The sequence below is a fragment of the Bacillus cereus group sp. TH152-1LC genome (genome assembly GCF_027710505.1).
Lineage (GTDB): Bacteria > Bacillota > Bacilli > Bacillales > Bacillaceae_G > Bacillus_A > Bacillus_A mobilis.
On the sequence record NZ_JAQFNK010000033.1, the window covers coordinates 1 to 19,150 of the forward strand.

A 19,150-nucleotide genomic window follows, 5' to 3' on the forward strand; every position below is an offset into this window, starting at 1 on the left:
CAATTTGGTAAACGTTGCTTAATAGACCCTACATGATGTAAAATAACTCATGAGAGTATAGCAAGTGTTTACCTGGTTGTGTCAGGTGGACGGTATATAAAGTGTTGGCGCACGATATATACACGCTGTGCTCTTTTGTTGTATTGGTTATTTCCGCCCACATTTTGCCCACATATTTTGCTTTCAAAAACGTTTTTTATCGATAAAGAAAAATTGTAGATGAAATGCAAGGCTTGTTGTATAAACGTTTTTAACTTTTTAACGTCTAATATCTGATGGTGGATTAAAATACAGTATTATCATTAGCTCCGGAAATTATTGAGGCAGTAAAAGAAGGGAAGATTAAGCGTTTCTTTGTTATCGCAGGTTGTGATGCCCCGGGAAAAGGCGGAGAATATTATCGTGAATTAGCAACGTCACTGCCGCCAGAAACAGTTATTTTAACGACTTCTTGCGGGAAGTTCCGCTTTAATGATGTGGATTACGGTGTTGTACCTGGTACAGAGATTCCACGTTACATTGACTTAGGGCAATGCAATAATTCAATTTCTACAGTGAAAATAGCAGCCGCTTTAGCAGATGCATTTGAATGCGAAGTGAACGAATTGCCAGTTAGTATTGTCCTATCATGGTTTGAACAAAAAGCGGTTGCGATTTTACTTGGACTATTTAGTCTTGGCATTCAAGATATTCGCATCGGTCCAAAGGCGCCTGAATTTATTTCACCTGGCGTGCTTGATGTATTACAAGAAACATTCGGTTTGAAATTGATTACAAATGCAGCGGAAGATATGGAAATGATGTTATCGTAATAAAAGGATGATTTGTCTTATTAAGAAGAAGAGCTAGTCTATAGCATCCCAAAACAAAAATGTAGAATATTTGTTTTGGGGTATTTTCTTTTCTTAGAGGGGTAGGTAATAGTTGATTTTAGAAAAATATAAAAATCGAGTTGACATTTACAACTACTCAGTCATACAATGTAGAAGTAGTAGGTGATACTGAGTAGCGTTGTTTCTCAAAATATTTTCAGTAAACGATAGGTAATAGCGGATTTTAGAAAAATTTTGAAAATCAGTTGACATTCACAGCTACTTAGTCGTACAATGTAGTTGTAATAAGTAATACTGAATAGTGTAATTTCACTCAAAAACTATTCAGTAAAAATTCGCCTTAGTACTCTGTGATACTGAATATAAGTCAGACAGAATAGGGGGTAAAGGAGGATCAGGATATGGAAAATTTAACTGAAATGCTGAAAGGTTCACTGGAAGGGTGTGTGCTGGAAATCATTAGCCGCCGAGAAACGTATGGCTATGAGATTACCCGCCACCTGAATGATCTTGGGTTTACTGAAGTTGTAGAAGGGACGGTTTATACTATCCTCGTACGATTAGAAAAGAAAAAGCTTGTGAATATTGAAAAGAAACCATCAGATATGGGACCGCCTCGTAAGTTTTATTCATTAAATGAGGATGGCCGTCAGGAGCTTGAATTGTTTTGGAAAAAATGGGATTTTGTATCTTCAAAAATTAACGTCTTGAAGTCAAACTAGCTTCATAATATAAAATGTTTCGGCCCATAATTGGAGAGTTTCTTGTTCTGCTTTATAAAAAAGGAGGAAAATAAGATGTTGGAAATGTTTAAAAAATTAATTGGTGATAAAAAAGAATACAAAATGATGATGGCACGTGTTGCAGCACTACCGGAAGACTATCAGTTTGTGTTTAAGAAAATTCAAAACTACATGTGGAATTTCTCAGCAGGAAACGGGATGGATATGCTACACATACAGTATGAATTAATCGATTTGTTTGAAGCTGGTGCAGCGGAAGGCAGACAAGTGCTTGATATTACTGGGGAGGACGTAGCATCATTTGCTGACGAACTAGTGGCAAACGCTAAAACGTATGTCTCTAAGTATCGTGAAGATTTGAATGAAAGTATTATGAAGAAATTGAGAAAAAAATAAATGCAATTAGTAATACCGATTGATTAGCTGGTTACAAATGTGGATTGCCGCCATCGCTATTCAGTTCTATTTTCACACCACTACTAAGTAGTACAGATTATCAGTGATACTAAATAGAGGTTGTAGGTAACCTATTTTAATAAGGGGGAAAAAGTATGAGCAACGCAGTGATTTCTGTAAAAGGGTTAAAAAAATCTTTTAAAGATAAAGAAGTCTTAAAGGGAGTGGATTTTGAGGTGCAGCGTGGTGAAATTTTCGCGCTGCTAGGTTCAAATGGAGCGGGAAAGACGACAACAGTCAATATCCTTTCGACGTTAATGAAACAAGATGATGGTGAAGTAAGTATTTGCGGTTTTGACGTCCAGCGTCAATCAGATCATGTTCGTCAAAGCATCAGTTTGACAGGACAGTTCGCAGCTTTAGACGGCATGCTTACTGGGAGGGAAAACTTGATAATGATCGCCAAGTTACGTGGTGTTTCTAGTCCCGCCCAAGTCGCTGACAATTTACTTGCAAGATTTAGCCTGACAGATGCGGCCAACCAAAGGGCAGATCAGTATTCAGGCGGGATGAAGCGCCGGCTTGATATCGCGATGAGTTTGATCGGGGCGCCAGCAGTTATTTTTCTTGACGAACCAACGACTGGACTTGATCCGGAAGCACGGATCGAAGTGTGGACAGTCAAGGAACTTGCCGGCAGCGGTACAACGATCTTGCTCACAACTCAGTACTTGGAGGAAGCTGAACAACTGGCTGACCGTATCGCTATTTTGCATGGCGGAAAAATTATCACGACGGGTACTCTTACTGAACTGAAAGAGATGTTCCCGCCAGCAAAAGTAGAGTATATCGAGAAGCAGCCAACATTGGAAGAAATTTTCCTTGCGATTATCGGTAAAAAGGAGGAGATGTAAATGAAAAGCAAAACAGGGGTATTACTAGGGCGCTTAATGCGCAATATTATGCGAAGTCCAGATACAATTATTACAGTAGCGATTACACCGATTATGATGATGCTATTATTTGTCTACGTGTGGCGGTGCAATAAAGACAGGAACGGATAACTACGTTAATTATTTATTGCCGGGAATTTTGCTAATGGCTATCGCATCCGGTGTAGCTTACACTTCTGTACGATTATTTACGGATGTAAAGAGTGGGCTGATGGCACGTTTCATTACGATGCCTATTAAGCGCTCATCGATATTGTGGGCTCACGTTTTAACCTCTCTTGTTGCTAATGTGCTTACTATCGTGGTGGTTATTCTTGTTGCACTCTTAATGGGTTTCCGTTCAAGTGCTAATATGCTAGATTGGCTTGCAGTAGCTGGAATACTGGGGATGTTTACGTTAGCACTCACATGGCTAGCTATCATTCCAGGGCTGAAAGCGAAGTCTATGGAAGGGGCGACAGCTTACTCGTACCCGCTAATTTTTCTTCCATTTATTAGTTCAGCCTTCGTACCTACTGAAACGATGCCTAAAATTGTTCGTGCGTTTGCTGAGAATCAGCCTGTAACTTCAATCGTGAATGCGATTCGTGCCCTTTTATATGAAGGTACTGTTGGCAACGATATATGGATTGCACTCGCTTGGTGCGTAGGCATCATGATCATCTCTTATTTTTTCGCTAGTAAAGCATTTAAACGTCAGTTAGGATAAGTGAATTAAGTCACTCGAAATCATATATATTTGAAAAAGCACGGGAGGTTTTCCGTGCTTTTATTATGTATTGTGCTCTCACGGTAAAAAATATGGGCAACTGTTAACGAATTAAACTCAATATTTTTGATTTAACGGATTATCGCTCAAGGGCAATATAAGGATAGTCGCTCTTGTAAATCGTTTAATACTTCTTCAGGCATTTTCCTGATCGTAATATCCTTTCCTAGGAAAAGCAGCCAATTTGCTATCCCTGTCACTTCATCGGAATTATTAACATCGATAAATATTTTTAAAATGGCTGTAGATTGGTAAGGATTTGTGTAAGATATTGAAACTTTGAAAGGGTGGTATTTTTTGAACTGGGCAATCGCTTTCGGCCCAAGTTCAAGTACAAGATTAATTACTTCGTCCTTCCTACTTAGTTTTTCTAAAATCTTTTTTTTACTTAACCTTTTTTTCGTCGTGTATGGTTCAATATTGATGAGGTCATCGACAGGAAAAATCAGCTTCTTTTCTTCTTTTAAGTCAAATCCTTCAATGATCCAATGGCTTTTTTCTTGATAAAGGTGTAATAGATAAATTGGATAAGACTTGATTTCTTCTTCTTTGACGGTAATCAATAAATGTCTATCCGAAAGAAGGATTTGGATGAGTTTTTCTAACATAGGGTGTGGGAGGTCAGAAAGCTCCAGTAGATCGGGATTATGAGGGTTAGTCCCTTCAAAAAGAAAAAGTTGATTTAAAAGAACAAGGTCATCTTGCTGGGTTTCTGAAATGAGACCTAGTAGTTTTTCGGCTAAAGATTGGCGACTTTTTAAATAGGGAAGTTGTTGGTTTCTTGTAGCCATAAAGGCAATAAAAAGAGCTTTGACTTCGTTATCAGTAAAGCGAACAACGGGCAGGATAGAATTATGCATGACAAAATAGCCACCAGTTCTCCCAACTTCAGCGACAAGTGGCATGCCCATAGCTTCAATTTCTCTAATATCTCTAATAGCTGTCGATCGTGATATGTTAAATTCTCGTATGATTTCATTAATTGTAAAGTGGGAGCGATTGTTGATATACCGCATAATTGTATTAATCCGTTCAACTTTTTTCATTGGAGTCTCCTAAACAGTATCATTTTTTGACATGATTTAAAGTTATTATAAACTCATCAGATGAAAAGATAAATCGTTTGATTCATTTTAAAAAAAGGAAGGTATTGAATATGAAAAATTATACGATAGAAGAAAAAGATAGCTTTATTGTGTTAGGTATTGGAACTGAAATTAAGAGTGACTATACAGACTTTGCTGGAATCAATAAAGAAAAGGAAGACTTTTGGTCAGCTGTTAAAGAAGATGGAAGGTTGGACACTTTAAAAGCTCTAGCTACAAACGAATACATTTTTTCTGTGAGCGAAGCAGTGAATAACAAGATGATGTATTATGCTGGTGTCATGACAGAAGCACAAATAGAAGAAGAATCTAGAGTGATCCAGTTTCCGAAGGGAGAATACTTAGTAGTGAAAGGGGAAGACAAAACGGCTGAAGAGCTAAGTAATAAGCTTACTGGTATCGCCTTCGGTCAAGCTTTACGAGAAGCAACGGACTTTGCTTATGTTGGTGGGCCAAATACAACAGTTGAGATGGGGCAAAGTGACGGCTTAGTATTTGGTGAAATGTGGATCCCAGTTGTTAGGAAGTAAAGTGATAAAAGGTACGAATATGGAAAGTAGAGGCTAACAATTTTGAATTGTTAGCCTTTTTGACATGAATATAATATTCATATACTGCTACACATTATGTTCTGTTAAAATGGAATAAAAGGGAATTATTGTAAGGTGGTGGCGGGGTGAATAAAAAAAGGATATTTGAGCTATTCATAATAGCGTTTGTTTTTCTATTCCTTCATGTAAGCACATATACCAATGAAAAATTTAACGATAAATGGGGGTCCTTTACTTTCGTTGTTCTACTTCTTATGGTTTATATTTACGCTTTATTTATAGAGCGGTATTTTGAGGATGTACAAAAGTAGGTTCGAAATATCACAATTTGTTTTGCTTTGTTAGTAGTTGCTGTAGTGTCAATATGGATAGGGTACTTTTAAAGCTTAACTTAATTGATCTTTTCTTTCCTCAGTCATGATAAGATTTACAATAGGAAGTTTTATGTAACATGAAGGGGGAAGGGTTATGGTCAGCTTTAGTACTTTGTTAGCATTTGCAATTGTTTCACTTAGCATGGTTTGTTCACCTGGGCCTAATATGATTTATCTTATCTCTCGTTCCATTACGCAAGGACGTATGGCGGGATTTATTTCTCTCTTGGGCATTATGCTCGGATTTGTAATTTATATAATCGCAACTATGTTCGGACTTACAGTTTTATTCCTTGCAGTACCTGCTGTCTACGAAGCGGTCAAGTGGGCAGGTGCTGCGTATTTACTTTGGCTCGCCTGGAATTCGATAAAACCGGGTGCTACTTCTATTATGGAACCTCGTACTATTTCTAATGAGCCACCACGGAAATTATTTCTAATGGGACTTATGACTAACCTGCTAAATCCAAAGATTGCTATTTTGTATGTGTCACTGTTACCTCAATTTGAAGATCCTGAGAAGGGATCGTTGCTTATACAAGGTGCAGTTTTAGGCCTTACGCAAATTACTGTTAGTTTTATAGTCAACCTTCTAATTGTGTTTACAGCAAGTAAAATGGCTACATGGTTTGGCACACGCCCAACGTGGCTGCGAGTACAGCGTTGGCTTATGGCAAGTGTATTAACCGGTCTTGCTGTACGTCTTGCTTTTGAACGCCGACAGTAGGAGTATCTAAAAATTTGAAGATCTTTTTTAATGTTACGGAAGGAATGTCATTTTTTATTTTAAGGGTAGGATAACAAGGAGAGGTATGTGCAGAATATACAATGATAAATGAAATTCCTACTTACTAGCGATAAGTCAGTTTTTATATAAATATATGAATACACCCCTCTCATAAACAGAAAATACTTTTTATGAGAGGGGTGTATTCAATTTAAGGCTATTAAAAATGGAATAAAAGCAATGCAAGTTCTCACTTATCTAGAATAAGTGAGAAGATGATGTTTTATTTGTTCAATAAAATACTGATGGTGTATATTATCGTTCGATACTCGACTTGCCATAATAGCGCCCTCCATTGAAGATGCAAGAAAAGAAGCGAGCGATATAATGTCCATATCTTCTTTAAGTTCTTGTTTCTCTATTCCTTCTTTTATGAGAGAAGCCATTAACATTACTGTATCATCATAACCCTTTGCTGCTGCTTTTTGTAATTCTGGAAATACTCCAGTACTTTCAATTGCGCTATTAAGCAATGGACAGCCTCCAGCAATAGGGGGATTATTAGCTGCATCTTGATATATAAGGAAAATGGCAAGGATTTTATCGATTGCTGTCTTTTTATTTTCCATTGCTTTATGAAAATGCCCCCACATAATCTCACCACTTTTGTCGTAGGCAGCAAGGACAATTTCTTCTTTATTTTTGAATCTACGATAAATAGCTCCTTTAGATAGTTCAGTAGCTGTCATTATATCCTGGATGGATGTGTAAGTTATCCCATTAGTATTAAATAAATATAAAGATGTTTCAATAATCTTTTCTTTTACCTTATCAACTTTAGTCATGCTTTGTGGCCCTCCTAATAAAACGAACTTAATATTTAAGGTGATTTTTACTATGATTTTTCTTGAATTTTTATTGTAAGTAAAAATAAGTTTAAAGTAAAAATATTTTATCATTCCCTATCTTATAGGAACCTAAAACAATACAGTTTGAGGTTAATTAAATTATATTATCTGCATTATTCGAATGAATTTTCTGTCAATTATAATATGACCAATTGGTTAATTCAGTCATATTATACAACTAATTTTACCTAAAATCGTAGAAGATGTAAAAATATATAGTTAATTTTAGTGCATAGACATATGAGTATTATATATAATCTTTATCAATATGTTTAGCTAAAGTGTTTGAACTACTCCCACTTTCACTTCTTATATAATATTACCTCTCGCAGTTCCTGTGGGTAAAAGCCTGATTACTTCATTCTATAAAAGAAATAATTAATGAGTACTGAAATTTGATTGTAAATAAGAAACTGAGTTATAAATATATTTGCTTTTTTCTATTTTGTTAATCATTTGTAAAAAGGGTTTAAAAAACTAGAAACTTATAGTATCATTAGACTCCGGACCGGACTGTTCGGTTCGTTTGTTTATATGAATATATTTAGAAGGAGAACTTTATGCGGAAAGAAAAATCAAAGATTGTAGGTAATTTAATTAGGAGGATAATAAAATGAACTTTATAAAAATGAATAAAAAAGAACTTATTATGCTAGTAATTTTAACACTGTTCTTACCATTTCAAATGGGTTTGTTCATATTATTTGGCATATCACTTTTAACTAACACCAATTTAGTTGAATCAGAATTTGCTCTTGGTGCCATTGGTTTTACTGTACCTGCTATTGTTGGAATAATTTTATTTAAGAACGAAATTATTGAGAGTTTTGTATATTTTAAAGAGAAAACAATTTTGAAAATAGTAAGTATTCCTATGGTGGTTTTACTTATGGTAATTATTGAAAATTCTATTATGCATTTTCTAGCAACTGGTCAGCCAGAGAACCAAGAACAGCTCCTTGAAGCAGGTGCGGAGGTACCTATTATATTTACATTGCTTGTATTTGGTATTCTGGGTCCAATACTTGAAGAAATTGTGTTTCGTCATATTTTAATAAATCGCTTTTCACATTATATTGGTACTGCTATTGCATCTATCATTTCGATTCTAATCTTTACATTCCTTCATACGAACCAGCTTTCGGATTATGCCATTTATTTACCAGGCGCGGTGATACTTACTATTGCTTATCTGATTTCTAAAAGATCCCTTGCATATGTTATGGCGATACATGTGTTAAACAATTGCCTTGGTTTCATTCTGTAAGAAATTAAACTTAGCTCTGTTACGAAGTTGAAAACTAGATACAGATATTGATAAATGAGGAGTACAATTTAGACAGTGATTTATGATTCATGTAATTCCTTATATAAAAAAACCACAGTTTTGGTGTGAACTGTGGTTTTTTTATATAAGGGCCCAACATATCGCCATCAAGCTTAAAGAACGATTTATCCCCAAACAATAAATACGAACAACATGCATAAAATTTCCGTTCTGGAGGTGGTATGAGATTTTGATTTGATGGAGATTTGACGTTACCCCTATAAAGGTATGGTTTTCGTACTTTTAAATACAATTATGTCACTTAAGTAATGTGAGCGTCGCTGCTATTACATTGTCGACAAATGAACGTTGGGGGCGAGATTTCATCATAACCGTTAGACCGATTAACGATACAATCATTGCCTGTGCCAAAGACTTTGCATCTGTGTTGACTTCCAGCTCACCTGATTGGATTCCTCGTTCGATCGTCTCCTGAAAAATGACGGCGAGGTACATTTGATGTTCTCTGGTCAAAATTTCAAATCTCTCATCATGAGGTGCTAGTTCAACCATTGTATTGATACAAAAACAACCTTTACTAAGATCCCCTGTGTATTCTTCATTGACGACATCGGCAAAGAAAATAGAAAATGCCTCTTTTACAGAGGAGTGACTTTGAAGCCTGTTTCGTATATCAGATGCCCGAGACATTGTATACCTGCGAAGTGCGGCTTCAAACAATTCTTTCTTATCTCCAAAAGCCGAATAAATACTAGGGCGTTGAATGCCCATTCTAGAAGTAAGATCACTTAATGAGGTAGCCTCATATCCCTTCTCCCAAAATAACTGCATTGCTGCATCTAAAACTTGATCCTCATCAAATTCACGGGTTCTTGCCATTAAGAATTCTCCTCTTCAAACTTTGATTTTATTAATTGTTTTAGGATAGGTGTGTAGGTAATTACAATTGGTTTTTTTATTACCAAACAGTATGTAATTATTATATAATTAGCCATTCTTCATGTCAAATCAAGCTCCATTCAGTTAATACAACATAAATTTTAGTGCAAAAAAATCGTTGACATCATGAATAAGACTAAGTTATATTTACCAATAATCATATTGTACTGAACGGTATGTTATGGTTAAAAATCTAATGTGATTGGAGGTCAAGGTATGTTCAAAACAGAGACAAATATAGAAGATGATCCACTCTACACTAAGATAAGTCATAAATCTTCCATAACAAAACCTAATTTGAATCAACAGCCATCCATGTCTCACGCTTTGGCATTATTGTTTGCGGCTGCCTGTGGAATGTCTGTTGCCGATATTTACTTTGCACAGCCGTTGCTTGATCAACTATCTAATGAGTTTGGTATTAACCATTCCATTATTGGTGTTGTTATTACCGTTACACAAATTTTTTATGGAGTGGGCTTACTGCTACTCGTACCACTTGGAGATTTGCTAAACCAGCGACGTCTAATTGTCGGTCAGATGCTATTATCTACAACAGCTCTGGTTATAGTTGGTACTGCTTCCTCCAGCATAGTACTTTTTGCAGGTATGGCTTTGGTGGGTCTGCTTGCAGTTGTGACACAGACTCTCGTGGCGTTTGCAGCGACCATCGCTTCCCCTACAGAAAGAGGACGTTTCGTTGGCATTGTAACAAGTGGGAGATTGTTAGTGGCATACTTCTTGCGCGTACTTTTGCGGGTATATTAACAGATGTTGCGGGATGGCGTTCTGTATATCTATTTTCTGCTGCGCTCATGCTTTTGATGGTTTTTATGTTTATAAAGATGTTGCCCAATGTTGAGCGCGAGGTAAAATCGCTATCTTACCCTCAGTTGATTAGATCGGTGCTTGCTTTGTTTATTCAAGAACGAACGTTACGCGTTCGCTCTGTTCTAGCCATGCTGATTTTTGCTGATTTCAGCATTTTGTGGACTTCACTAGTACTGCCACTTAGTACACCGCCAATTGCTCTATCTCATAGTGCAATTGGCGCATTTGGTCTTGTAGGTGTGGCTGGAGCCTTAGCTGCGGCACGGGCAGGGAAATTGGCCGATCAAGGTTACGGACAACGAACGACAGGCATTGCTTTAGCTCTATTATTGATTTCATGGTTGTTCATCAGTTATATAGAGCAGTCGTTAATCGCATTAGTAATAGGGATAGTTCTACTTGATTTGGCCGTACAGGCAATACATGTCACGAATCAAACCATGATCCTTCCATTGCATACAGAAGCATGGAGTCGACTTACTGCTGGATATATGGTGTTTTATTCTATCGGCAGTGCTGGTGGTTCAATTGCGTCGACTCAAATATACGCACACTTTGGCTGGGGAGGGGTTTCCTTACTCGGAGCCTCTGTCAGTGCTTTCGCTCTTCTTTTTTGGGCTATGACCAGACGAGTTAAGATTTTATGAAATAAACGTGTGTTAGCCAATATGAGAAACACGTTACTTCCATAAAGGAAATGATTAATTTTTTTGACTTAAAATCTAATTGGACTAGGAGAGATAACAAATGGAAATAGGTATTACGTCTTTTGTAGAAACGAAACCAGATGTACATAGTGGTGAAGTGATAAGTCACGCACAGCGATTGCGTGAAGTTGTTGAAGAAATCGTTCTTGCTGATCAAGTAGGACTTGATGTGTTTGGTGTTGGTGAGCACCATAGGGAGGATTATGCAGCATCCTCTCCAGCGATGGTTCTATCAGCGGCGGCACCACAAACGAAAAAGATACGGCTTGCGAGTGCAGTAACCGTGCTTTCTTCAGCTGATCCTGTGCGTGTTTTTCAGGATTTCTCTACACTGGATGGCATTTCAAATGGACGTGCAGAGATTATGGCGGGGCGTGGTTCCTTTATCGAATCTTTTCCACTGTTTGGTTATGAATTGAAGGACTATGATGAACTGTTTGAAGAACATTTGGACCTACTGCTCAAAATACGTCAGTCCGAAAAAGTGACTTGGGAAGGCAGACATCGACCGGCAATCAATAATTTAGGTGTGTATCCAAGACCTGTTCAACATTCTTTACCGATATGGGTTGGTAGCGGTGGGAATCAGGAATCTGCTATCCGTGCCGGTTTTCTGGGATTACCACTTATGCTGGCGATTATTGGTGGTAGCCCAATGCACTTTGCACGAATTGTACAACTATATAAGAAAGCGGCGGCTCACGCTGGTCATGATGTATCAAAACTTCAGGTGGGGTCTCATTCGATTGGATTTGTTGGAGAGAATACGGAATTGGCAGCAGATACATTTTTCCCTTCCACTCAGGCAGGCATGAATAAACTTGGTAAAGAGCGGGGGTGGCCTTATTATGATCGTTCCAGCTTTGATACTGCACGAAGTTTTGAAGGGGCGTTGTATGTTGGTGATCCAGATACAGTCGCCGAAAAAATCATCCATCTTCGTAAGCATGTAGGGATTACACGCTTTATGATGTATGTACCATTAAGTACCATGCCACATGATCAAGTCACGCGTGCCATAGAATTGCTTGGAACAGAAGTTGCCCCTCGTGTAAGAGAGGAAATTGCCAAATGGGAAGCTGAAGGAGAACAGGAGACACATCTATTCCGTTAATTATTCCATAAGGATTGCATCAAGTTTCATTATTTAATTGGAGGAATTTATATGAAAATTGACAGTCGAGTATTACCAGAATTAAAACAGGCTTTCTCACAATTTCCAGGCTTTCAATTAGAGGGGGATTTGGAGGCGAGTCGAAGTCTCTTGTCGAATCCACATTTGGAAAAATCAGAGCTTGTATACATGACCAAGCGAATGATTCCTGGCGCAGCCGGCGAGATGTTAGTTAAAATTTATGAACCCGTTGAGAAAAATCTTGATAAACTTCCAGCTATGCTGTGGATTCACGGTGGTGGATACGTAATGGGCCACCCTGATATGGACGATGTTTTGTGTGAACGCTTTGTTCAGACTGCTGAATGCGTTGTTGTGTCTGTCAATTATCGACTTGCGCCCGAAAATCCTTATCCAGCGGCTATTGAAGATTGTTATGCAGGCTTGGTTTGGATGACAAATGAGGCAGACTCGCTTGGAATTGATGTAAATCGAGTTGCGATCGCCGGCGCAAGTGGAGGTGGTGGGCTAACAGCAGCGCTTGCATTAATGGCTCGTGATAAAGGAGGTCCATCTATTATTTTTCAGATGCCGCTGTATCCGATGCTTGATAGCCACAACGTAACACCATCAAGCTATGAGATTATAGAAGAAAATGCAACATGGAATAGATCAAACAATTTAACGGCTTGGAATATGTACTTGGGAAAGAAGAACGATACTAACGAACAATCTCCCTATGCCGTACCTTCGAGAGCAGACAACTTAGCAGGACTACCACCAACTTATACATGTGTAGGTCAACTCGATTTATTCCGAGATGAAATTATGGAATATGTAACACGACTTGCACAAGCAGGAGTAGATGTTGAATTTCATCTCTACCCCGGCTGCTTCCATTGCTTTGAAGTACTTGTGCCTGAAGCCGAAGTGAGTCAGCGTGCCAGTCAGAATTATTTTGATGCGATGGCACGGGCGCTTCATCCATAACTTATCTTAGTTCAGTCATCGGGGTGTTCAACTGAAGGCATGAGTGATAGCTCTAAATTTATTCGATGAGTAGAGATTACAGAAAGAAGTACAAATAGTGCCACCAGATACTTTAAATTTTGCCCCTTACTCATTGATTAAAAACAGGAAATACTTCAAAGGTGGAATAGTTAACCAAGGTGTCAAAATAGTGTGCTAGCAATTCAACTTTTTTACTGCAGTTACGATGATAAGCACAATCAACACTTTGGAGTGTTTTTTTCGTAAGTCGAGTTACTTTTTTAATCGCATTCATACTAAACAGCAGCAGGAAAGGGTGCCAATTGAACATTTGCACCGTTTATAAGAAGCGATAGACTGCATCCTTAGCGGAATCTTCATTTCAAGCTCGGAAAAAATAGAATTAAGTTCTTTTGGTAGTTGATGATATTGGTTATTTTGAGCTATTGTAGTTAAGGCACCTCTTCTGTGGTAGTGATTTCTAGGTAATCTCACTATACTAAGGATCGAGGTGTTTTTCATCTTACTCAAGTTGTACAGTACACAATTGATAGACTCTAAATTCAATATTGCTAAATCTCCCAGCTTATTTTATAGGTGCGAAAGTTGAATTATTTAATTCCCATCTTAATGAAGAATTATTGAAATATATTTCTCCATCAGAATGGGAACACATTAATATTCTAGGAAAATACCGATTTAGTATAAAAGAAATTGCATCATTAGACTCCCTACAATCACTACAAACAACTTAACAGTAAGAAGCCAATTATTCTCTTAGAGTACTGGAAATCGGCTTTTTCTTATGAAATTTTGCTTAGCGTACGAAATTCGCGTTTTGATGGTGCTCCCCCATTATGTTGAAAAGGAAAAGAACATCTGTGGAACTAGTGGTGACGATAGAGTTGTTCCACAAATGAGACAGAAGAATAGTGTGTCCTATCTGATAAAATTATAATATTATGATTATAGAAACTGAAGCTATTGAAAATAGAACAAATAAAAGCTAAATAACAATAATATAATCTCTTTTCTAGATATGCCTTTATCAAGAATCAAAGAACTTAATACCACTTAGTACAAAAGCATCAGAACTTGTGCTATAACCAACTAACTTTCTTGTTCCTTCAATATCAATTCGTTTAAACCTGTTGTTAGATACACCATGTAAAATTGAAAATGGAGGTAAGTTCTTTGCCGTCATCGACTTTAAAAGAAGGTCCATAAAATCTTCTGGGCTTAAGTATGCACTCATATCTCTAGCTGTTAGTGGTTTACCATATGGATTATAATCATCATATGCACCTATACGAATAGCAAGACTTTGTAACCCTTCTTCATAAGCAAAATAAGAAGCAACAGCCTCTGCAAAACACTTACTTATCCCGTACATATTTTTGGGCCTCGTGGGTGAATAAGCATGTGGTTGATAATCCAAAGGATAGTCTTCAATTGTTTGAGTACTGGAAGCGACTATCACTTTGGATACATTATTATCACTAGCAGCTCTAAAAATATTATAGGTTCCCTTTATATGATTTTCTAATAAGGAGCCATAAAAATCAGCATTTGGCGAAGGATTACCTGCCAAGTGTATAACTATATCTATCCTTTTCGTAAATTCTTGACAAGCAGCTAAATCAAAAATATCTAAATATATGATTTCATGATTTATATCTTTAAAAGTTTCTAAAGCAGATAAGTTAATATCTGCTAGCCGTAACTGGTAATTTCCTTGCTTATCTAGGAATCTTGTAACATCTTGGCCAATCTTACCTGCAGCACCTGTAACTAAAATTTTTTGCATTTCACTTTATCCGTCCATAAAAAATATATCCCTTGTCAAGGGTCATATAATAGAGCATGCACTTATTGTATGTTGGTAATGGCATTAAATAAAACGAAGAAATATAATGAAGGCATGAATAAAATTCATGAGGAGGACCATAGTTAACTTAAATTAACAAGTAATGATTTGGAACGAATGTGCAATCAAAGTTGACACGTCATTTACGCATTTGACGAAAAATAATTAGTGGGTATGGGACGTGTTATTTCAGATGGTGTAATTACTGGAGTAGTTTGGGGAATGTGCGTTCTACCAATCTATCTGTCCGAAGGAATCGCCGCATGTACAAATAGCGCTGGGAAATTGAATCATTTTTCCGCTGGATTTAGCTGAATTTGAACGTTTCCGTATTGTTTGGCACAACATCCAATGCGTTGTTCAATCAGTTATTCACAGCTATAATTGCCTATGCTTTGCTGAAATTTCTTCGTGCACAAGGCCAAAAGAAAAAATAAATACTTGTCATTTGTAGGTTTCACACGCCTGTTTCTTTGTGAAGCCTTGTCAATTGAGTGGCAAATTGGTTTGAAAGAAACACTTGAATTCTACAGGTCGATAAATCAAGAAACTGTATTACTTTGGTTAATCAACATACGTGTTAATTTATAGTATAATAATTGCTTGAAATAATGCGGTGGAAAACAGAGAAAAGAGGGAACCGATGCCTACTATACTAGTTGCTGACGACGATGCGAACATTCGCGAACTCGTCTGTTTATTTCTACGCAACGACGGATTCGCAACAGCTGAAGCAGCGGATGGCAAGGAAGCATTAGCTGTCTACATCTCAACGAATGTCGATCTTGTCGTACTTGACATTATGATGCCGATTATGGATGGTTGGACGTTAAGCAAGGAGCTCCGAAGAGCCAATCCTGATCTACCTTTACTTATGCTGACTGCAAGAGGAGAAACATGGGAGAAAGTGAAAGGTTTCGAACTTGGGACGGACGATTATTTAACCAAACCATTCGATCCGTTAGAGTTGACGGTTCGTGTTAGGGCACTACTCAAACGATACAAGATTGGCTCCACGCAGACAATCCATTTAGGGAACGTCATCCTTGATCGACAGACCTATAAGGTGATGAAAGGGACGGAGTCGCTTACGTTGCCACTAAAGGAGTTCGAATTGCTGTATAAGCTCGCTGGAACACCCGGACAAGTCTATACGCGCGTGCAGTTGATCGATCAGATTTGGGGTATCGATTACACCGGAGATGATCGAACGGTAGACGTACATATTAAACGGCTGCGTGAACGGTTCGCGACAACACCCGATTTTCGGATCGAAACGGTGCGCGGGCTTGGGTATCGGCTTGAGGTTTATGAATGATCAGATCCTTATATATACGTGTTGTCCTGACATTTTTAGTCTCCATCATCGGGGGCACGATTATTTCTTTTTTGGTGTCAACTTGGATATTCGAAGATAAATTGAACGAAAACGCTCAAATCAACTCACGTAACTTTGGCCAAGACATCGTCCGGATTTACAAGACCTTTCCGTTGCGTGAAGCGGACTTGTTCGTAAGTGAAATGAAGCAGCTCGATTCTTATTATATTCGAATTTACGAAGCAACGGGTCAGTTCAAGTCTTACGGTAAACTTCACGGACACAAACCTGCGACTGTGACGATGGAGCAACTAAAGAAAGTATTAGATGGAGGTGTTGTTCAGGAGACTCCTAATGGTATTGCCACGGTCCTCTTAGGGTTGCCGTTGAAAACGGAAATGGGAACGAAAGCGATATTTTTGGAAGCGCTCGCCCCTCCTTCAGCCTCTTTTGTCACAAAGTGGGCATTGGTCTTTGCAACATGTTCGTTGATTGCAGGAAGCATATTGATTCTAGTTGCCTCTGTATTCCTGGTAAGACCGATAAAAAAGCTGACAAAAGCGACCAGGCGGATAGCATCTGGAGATTTCAACGTCAAGTTGAATATTAAGCAAACGAGTGAGCTGGGTACTTTGGCTCGCAGCTTCGAAGAAATGATGCACGATCTGCAGCAACTTGAGCAGATGCGCAGGGAATTCGTAACGAACGTGTCGCACGAGGTTCAGTCTCCGCTCACTTCGATATCCGGTTATGCCCTAGTGCTTAAGCAAGTTGACCTTTCAGAATACGAACGAAGCCGTTATCTTGATATTATCATCGCTGAAGCGAAAAGGATGTCCAAAATGAGCGATAACCTGCTAAAGCTGAGTTTTCTTGAATCGCAGTCAAAGCAACTGCGGCTCGTCACGCTCAGCCTCGATGAACAAATCCGACGAATAATCGTGGCGCTCCAGCCACAATGGTCTGCTCGCGATATACATTTCGAGCTTGATTTACAGACAGTTAAAGTAACGGCTGATCATGACCTGTTAAATCAGGTATGGACGAATATCCTCAGAAATAGCATCAAATTTTCCGAGGATACCGGCGTGATTAACGTAAGTATCAAACAAGATATCAAAAACGTCACAATCCTAATATCCGACACTGGTATTGGTATTCACCTTGACGACCAGAAGCGTATATTCGAGCGTTTTTTTTAGGTCGATCGTTCCCATAGTCGTAAGTATGACGGAAGTGGTATGGGACTCGCTATCGTTAAACAGATCGTGTCGCTTCATCAAGGTGACATCCGAGTGAAAAGTGAACTTGGTCAAGGAACGACCTTCATTGTCACCTTGCCAATCACTACACCAACAGATTAGTTAGGTTCATTCTCTATGCTACGATTCATATGCAAGCTTACTTGTATATAGAGCCGTAGCATTTTTTTTGGCAGTTCATATTCAGTTCATATTGTCGTCATGGCGAGTACATCTTCATTGGTTAAGTTTTCATTACAGGCACATGAAGGAAGGCAAACAGATCAGGACAGGAGAAGATGACAGTGACACAACAAGAGGAAAAGAAAACGCTGAGTGGAATGAAAATAAAGAAAGTGCGAAACATCTTACTTAAAATCATAGGAGCAATCGTTCTAGCCATTGTACTTTTTTTAGGTATTGTTTATATCGTAAATGTGATGAGTAGTCATTCGGAGCAAAAACGAATAGTGCCCTACGGGCAGCACGTATCTGTAGACGGGAAAAACATGAATGTGTTAATTCAAGGTGAGGGCGAGGAAACGATCGTGCTCCTGCCTGGTTATGGAACAGCTACTCCAGGGCTTGATTTTAAGCTTCTTATCGATGAATTATCTCCATTTTACAAAGTTGTTGCGGTAGAACCTTTCGGTTATGGATTAAGTGATGAAACTGTAAAAGAGCGAATCACGGAGAATATGGTAAGTGAAGTTCATGAAGCTCTACAGCAGCTTAATATTAACAGATACATGCTCATGGGCCACTCCATTACAGGTATTTATGGAATTGATTATGTGAACAAATATCCAAACGAGGTGACTGCATTTGTCGGAATCGATAGCAGTGTTGCAACACAACCGGGTATGGATATCAATTTCCCATTAAAAACGTTTGCATATCTCAAAAAATCAGGTCTCTTAAGATTGGCTATGAAAATTAGTGCTGACCCCTATGCTGGACTGGCATTTGATGAAAAAACCGTAGAGCAAATGAAAATGATTTCGAATAAAAACATGTATAATGACACAACCTTGAATGAGATGGACCATATTTCGTCTAATTTTAAAGGGGCTCAAGGTTTAATCTTCCCTAAATATCTTCCACTTCTGCTCTTTGTACAAGCGAATAATGAAGATGTAGCAGGATGGATACCTCTGCATGAAGGGCAGATCAAAGACTCGGTACATGGAAAAGTAGTAACTATGGATGGATCACATTATTTACACCATACCAAATTCAAAGAAATCGCTGAAAACGTTAGACTATTTATAAAAGAAGTAAAGTAAGTGTTCAGAGAAAGGTTCATTCGTTATTTTATGCATTTGTCTACAGTCTGCAAGACCATCATTTCGATGGTCTTTTTTATGTCCAAACAGTTGTATATTTCCAAACCAAGATTATACTTTCGCTTGAACGACATTGGGTTTCATTTTCATATTAACTAACGAGGCAGGTGTGCGGCCGGTCCTAGGTCGTATCATATAACGGGTGGTAT

Annotated in this window: 14 protein-coding genes and 6 pseudogenes; 16 read left to right on the forward strand and 4 right to left on the reverse strand. The window is 38.2% G+C overall.

What is annotated here, in order from left to right; all coding sequences use genetic code 11:
• Positions 1-287: 287 nt before the first annotated feature.
• From PDL00_RS32060 to PDL00_RS32080, 5 genes and pseudogenes are all read left to right on the forward strand, one after another.
• A pseudogene (locus tag PDL00_RS32060) lies at positions 288-812 on the forward strand (hydroxylamine reductase); the annotation flags it as partial.
• A 422-nt stretch (positions 813-1,234) separates the two neighbouring features.
• The gene (locus PDL00_RS32065) at positions 1,235-1,555 is read left to right on the forward strand and encodes a PadR family transcriptional regulator (RefSeq protein WP_000429486.1); all 321 of its coding nucleotides are present in this window, start codon (positions 1,235-1,237) and stop codon (positions 1,553-1,555) included.
• Positions 1,556-1,630: 75 nt separating this feature from the next.
• Entirely contained in the window at positions 1,631-1,972 is a 342-nt protein-coding gene (locus PDL00_RS32070; protein ID WP_000891984.1) for a DUF1048 domain-containing protein, read from the forward strand.
• A 155-nt stretch (positions 1,973-2,127) separates the two neighbouring features.
• Positions 2,128-2,886, forward strand: coding sequence for an ABC transporter ATP-binding protein (locus tag PDL00_RS32075; RefSeq protein ID WP_270733588.1), 759 nt, complete (start codon positions 2,128-2,130; stop codon positions 2,884-2,886).
• Positions 2,887-3,634, forward strand: a pseudogene (locus tag PDL00_RS32080) (ABC transporter permease).
• A 146-nt stretch (positions 3,635-3,780) separates the two neighbouring features.
• Here the strand turns inward: PDL00_RS32080 and PDL00_RS32085 are convergent.
• Positions 3,781-4,740 (reverse strand): helix-turn-helix transcriptional regulator, encoded by a 960-nt coding sequence (locus PDL00_RS32085; RefSeq protein WP_242257306.1) that lies wholly within the window; start codon positions 4,738-4,740, stop codon positions 3,781-3,783.
• 110 nt (positions 4,741-4,850) lie between these two features.
• Here PDL00_RS32085 and PDL00_RS32090 point away from each other — a divergent pair, with 110 nt between their 5' ends.
• The 3 genes and pseudogenes from PDL00_RS32090 (at position 4,851) to PDL00_RS32100 (ending at position 6,452) form a co-directional block, all read left to right on the forward strand.
• Positions 4,851-5,330, forward strand: coding sequence for a GyrI-like domain-containing protein (locus PDL00_RS32090; RefSeq protein WP_132136519.1), 480 nt, complete (start codon positions 4,851-4,853; stop codon positions 5,328-5,330).
• A 146-nt stretch (positions 5,331-5,476) separates the two neighbouring features.
• Positions 5,477-5,734, forward strand: a pseudogene (locus PDL00_RS32095) (DUF3963 domain-containing protein).
• Positions 5,735-5,819: 85 nt separating this feature from the next.
• Complete coding sequence (locus PDL00_RS32100) at positions 5,820-6,452, forward strand: LysE family translocator (RefSeq protein WP_270733591.1); 633 nt, start codon at positions 5,820-5,822, stop codon at positions 6,450-6,452.
• 254 nt (positions 6,453-6,706) lie between these two features.
• On the opposite strand, the gene PDL00_RS32105 is transcribed toward PDL00_RS32100, so the two are convergent.
• Positions 6,707-7,297: a TetR/AcrR family transcriptional regulator gene (locus PDL00_RS32105; protein WP_270733593.1), complete on the reverse strand. Its 591-nt coding sequence runs from the start codon at positions 7,295-7,297 to the stop codon at positions 6,707-6,709.
• Between the two features lie 676 nt (positions 7,298-7,973).
• On the opposite strand from PDL00_RS32105, the gene PDL00_RS32110 reads away from it, so the two are divergent.
• Positions 7,974-8,627, forward strand: coding sequence for a CPBP family intramembrane glutamic endopeptidase (locus PDL00_RS32110; protein WP_270733595.1), 654 nt, complete (start codon positions 7,974-7,976; stop codon positions 8,625-8,627).
• A 318-nt stretch (positions 8,628-8,945) separates the two neighbouring features.
• On the opposite strand, the gene PDL00_RS32115 is transcribed toward PDL00_RS32110, so the two are convergent.
• Positions 8,946-9,527 (reverse strand): TetR/AcrR family transcriptional regulator, encoded by a 582-nt coding sequence (locus PDL00_RS32115; RefSeq protein WP_270733597.1) that lies wholly within the window; start codon positions 9,525-9,527, stop codon positions 8,946-8,948.
• Positions 9,528-9,803: 276 nt separating this feature from the next.
• Between PDL00_RS32115 and PDL00_RS32120 the strand changes: the two are divergent.
• From PDL00_RS32120 to PDL00_RS32130, 3 genes and pseudogenes are all read left to right on the forward strand, one after another.
• Positions 9,804-11,065: pseudogene (locus PDL00_RS32120) on the forward strand (MFS transporter).
• 100 nt (positions 11,066-11,165) lie between these two features.
• Positions 11,166-12,239 (forward strand): LLM class flavin-dependent oxidoreductase, encoded by a 1,074-nt coding sequence (locus tag PDL00_RS32125; RefSeq protein WP_270733599.1) that lies wholly within the window; start codon positions 11,166-11,168, stop codon positions 12,237-12,239.
• 51 nt (positions 12,240-12,290) lie between these two features.
• Positions 12,291-13,229, forward strand: a complete 939-nt coding sequence (locus tag PDL00_RS32130) for an alpha/beta hydrolase (RefSeq protein ID WP_270733601.1) — start codon at positions 12,291-12,293, stop codon at positions 13,227-13,229.
• A 1,048-nt stretch (positions 13,230-14,277) separates the two neighbouring features.
• On the opposite strand, the gene PDL00_RS32135 is transcribed toward PDL00_RS32130, so the two are convergent.
• Positions 14,278-15,036 (reverse strand): NAD-dependent epimerase/dehydratase family protein, encoded by a 759-nt coding sequence (locus PDL00_RS32135; RefSeq protein WP_270733603.1) that lies wholly within the window; start codon positions 15,034-15,036, stop codon positions 14,278-14,280.
• A gap of 147 nt (positions 15,037-15,183) precedes the next feature.
• On the opposite strand from PDL00_RS32135, the pseudogene PDL00_RS32140 reads away from it, so the two are divergent.
• The 4 genes and pseudogenes from PDL00_RS32140 to PDL00_RS32155 form a co-directional block, all read left to right on the forward strand.
• Positions 15,184-15,354: pseudogene (locus PDL00_RS32140) on the forward strand (GNAT family N-acetyltransferase); the annotation flags it as partial.
• A gap of 385 nt (positions 15,355-15,739) precedes the next feature.
• Positions 15,740-16,414: a response regulator transcription factor gene (locus PDL00_RS32145; protein WP_270733605.1), complete on the forward strand. Its 675-nt coding sequence runs from the start codon at positions 15,740-15,742 to the stop codon at positions 16,412-16,414.
• Positions 16,411-17,778, forward strand: a pseudogene (locus tag PDL00_RS32150) (sensor histidine kinase). Before PDL00_RS32145 ends, PDL00_RS32150 begins: the two are co-directional and overlap by 4 nt.
• Before the next feature lie 182 nt (positions 17,779-17,960).
• Positions 17,961-18,941, forward strand: coding sequence for an alpha/beta hydrolase (locus PDL00_RS32155; protein ID WP_270733607.1), 981 nt, complete (start codon positions 17,961-17,963; stop codon positions 18,939-18,941).
• The last annotated feature ends 209 nt before the right edge of the window (positions 18,942-19,150 follow it).

Excerpts from the sequence above, each read along its gene's own strand:
- PDL00_RS32065 (WP_000429486.1), top strand. The coding sequence starts at position 1,235 with ATGGAAAATTTAACTGAAATGCTGAAAGGTTCACTGGAAGGGTGTGTG.
- PDL00_RS32070 (WP_000891984.1), top strand. The coding sequence starts at position 1,631 with ATGTTGGAAATGTTTAAAAAATTAATTGGTGATAAAAAAGAATACAAA.
- PDL00_RS32075 (WP_270733588.1), top strand. The coding sequence starts at position 2,128 with ATGAGCAACGCAGTGATTTCTGTAAAAGGGTTAAAAAAATCTTTTAAA.
- PDL00_RS32085 (WP_242257306.1), bottom strand. The coding sequence starts at position 4,740 with ATGAAAAAAGTTGAACGGATTAATACAATTATGCGGTATATCAACAAT.
- PDL00_RS32090 (WP_132136519.1), top strand. The coding sequence starts at position 4,851 with ATGAAAAATTATACGATAGAAGAAAAAGATAGCTTTATTGTGTTAGGT.
- PDL00_RS32100 (WP_270733591.1), top strand. The coding sequence starts at position 5,820 with ATGGTCAGCTTTAGTACTTTGTTAGCATTTGCAATTGTTTCACTTAGC.
- PDL00_RS32105 (WP_270733593.1), bottom strand. The coding sequence starts at position 7,297 with ATGACTAAAGTTGATAAGGTAAAAGAAAAGATTATTGAAACATCTTTA.
- PDL00_RS32110 (WP_270733595.1), top strand. The coding sequence starts at position 7,974 with ATGAACTTTATAAAAATGAATAAAAAAGAACTTATTATGCTAGTAATT.
- PDL00_RS32115 (WP_270733597.1), bottom strand. The coding sequence starts at position 9,527 with ATGGCAAGAACCCGTGAATTTGATGAGGATCAAGTTTTAGATGCAGCA.
- PDL00_RS32125 (WP_270733599.1), top strand. The coding sequence starts at position 11,166 with ATGGAAATAGGTATTACGTCTTTTGTAGAAACGAAACCAGATGTACAT.
- PDL00_RS32130 (WP_270733601.1), top strand. The coding sequence starts at position 12,291 with ATGAAAATTGACAGTCGAGTATTACCAGAATTAAAACAGGCTTTCTCA.
- PDL00_RS32135 (WP_270733603.1), bottom strand. The coding sequence starts at position 15,036 with ATGCAAAAAATTTTAGTTACAGGTGCTGCAGGTAAGATTGGCCAAGAT.
- PDL00_RS32145 (WP_270733605.1), top strand. The coding sequence starts at position 15,740 with ATGCCTACTATACTAGTTGCTGACGACGATGCGAACATTCGCGAACTC.